Origin of the sequence: Streptomyces sp. NPDC048269, assembly GCF_040652395.1 — a bacterium.
Classification (GTDB): Bacteria; Actinomycetota; Actinomycetes; order Streptomycetales; family Streptomycetaceae; genus Streptomyces.
On sequence record NZ_JBEZLW010000128.1, the window covers coordinates 1 to 1,246 of the forward strand.

Sequence of the window (1,246 nt, forward strand, 5' to 3'; positions counted from 1 at the left end):
CTAGTGCTGTGACCGGGAAGGTTGGCCGGGTTGGGTGGTCAGGCCGCTGTGGGTAGCGGTCTGCCGCCCCAGCGGATGCCTCGTTCGCTTCGGATGCGTGCTCGTTCGCGGCGTTGGGCGGCCAGGACGTCGGGGTGGCGGGCGTTGTTGTTGCGCCAGCGGAGGTAGGCGTGCAGGGCCCGGGTCTGGACGGTGTGGTTGGGGTGGTGGGAGTTGGCCAGGGTGAACTGCCGCAGCGGTCCGAAGTGGGCCTCGATGGGGTTGGCCCAGGAGGCGTAGGTGGGTGTGAAGCACAGCTCGACCTTGTTCTTCGCCGCCCACCTGCGGATCTTCCAGTTCAGGTGGGCGGAGAGGTTGTCGAGGATCACGTAGATCGGGGCGCCGTCCGGGCGGGCGGCGCGGATCGTTCGCAAGGCGGCCCATGTGTGGTCGATGCCCTTGCGGCGCCGGTTGATGCCCCACAGCTTGTCGTCACCGACGGAGTAGCAGCCGTGGAAGTAGGTGATGCCGTGGGTGCGTCGGTAGGTGGCGGGCAGCCGGTCGGGGTGGTTCTGTTCGGCCCAGCAGGAGCCGGCGGTGGGGCGGATGCCGAGGGGGCCGAACTCGTCGAAGGCGAACGTGCGGTCCGGACGCTCGTTGAGCGCGTACTCGATCCGCTCCAGCTTGGCGTCGAACGCCGGGTCCGGGGATTCCTTCCACGTCTTCGTCCGCTGGAAGGTGATCCCGCGGCGGGCCAATAAGCACCGCAGGGCCTCCCGTCCGATCCGGACGGGCCGGGCGATGTCACGGCGCAGGTGATCGACCAGTTTGCGGACCGACCAGCGGGTGAAGGGCTTGCCCAGCGCGGTGGGGCGGGTGGTGGCCGTCTGGATGACGAAGTCCTCGTCGTCACTGTTCAGCAGGCGGGGACGGCCTCCCGCCCACTGAGGGTTGAGGCATGCGAGCCCGATCCCGTTGAAGCGGTGGATCACGTCACGGACGGTGTCCTCGTCCGCCTGGACCAGCCGCGCGATCACCGGAACGGTGCTGCCGCCGGCCGACGCCAGCAGCATCATCGCCCGACGGAACCGGACCGAGCTCGTGCTGCCCCGCCGAACGATCTGCTGGAGTTTCTGCCCCTCCTGCTCCGTCAGCCTCCGGACCCTGACCGGTGTTGCCATCCCGCCTCCCCTGCTGGTTGGAAGCGACACCGCTTCCAACCAGCACAACGAGCAACCCGGTGAACCTATGCGGTCACAGCACTAGG

1 protein-coding gene is annotated in these 1,246 nt (G+C 68.5%); it reads right to left on the minus strand.

Features of this window, described 5'->3' with window-relative positions:
- Positions 1 to 38 precede the first annotated feature (38 nt).
- On the minus strand, positions 39 to 1,160 hold the full coding sequence (locus tag AB0D48_RS37435) for an IS630 family transposase (RefSeq protein WP_362407849.1): 1,122 nt from the start codon (positions 1,158 to 1,160) through the stop codon (positions 39 to 41).
- Positions 1,161 to 1,246 lie beyond the last annotated feature (86 nt).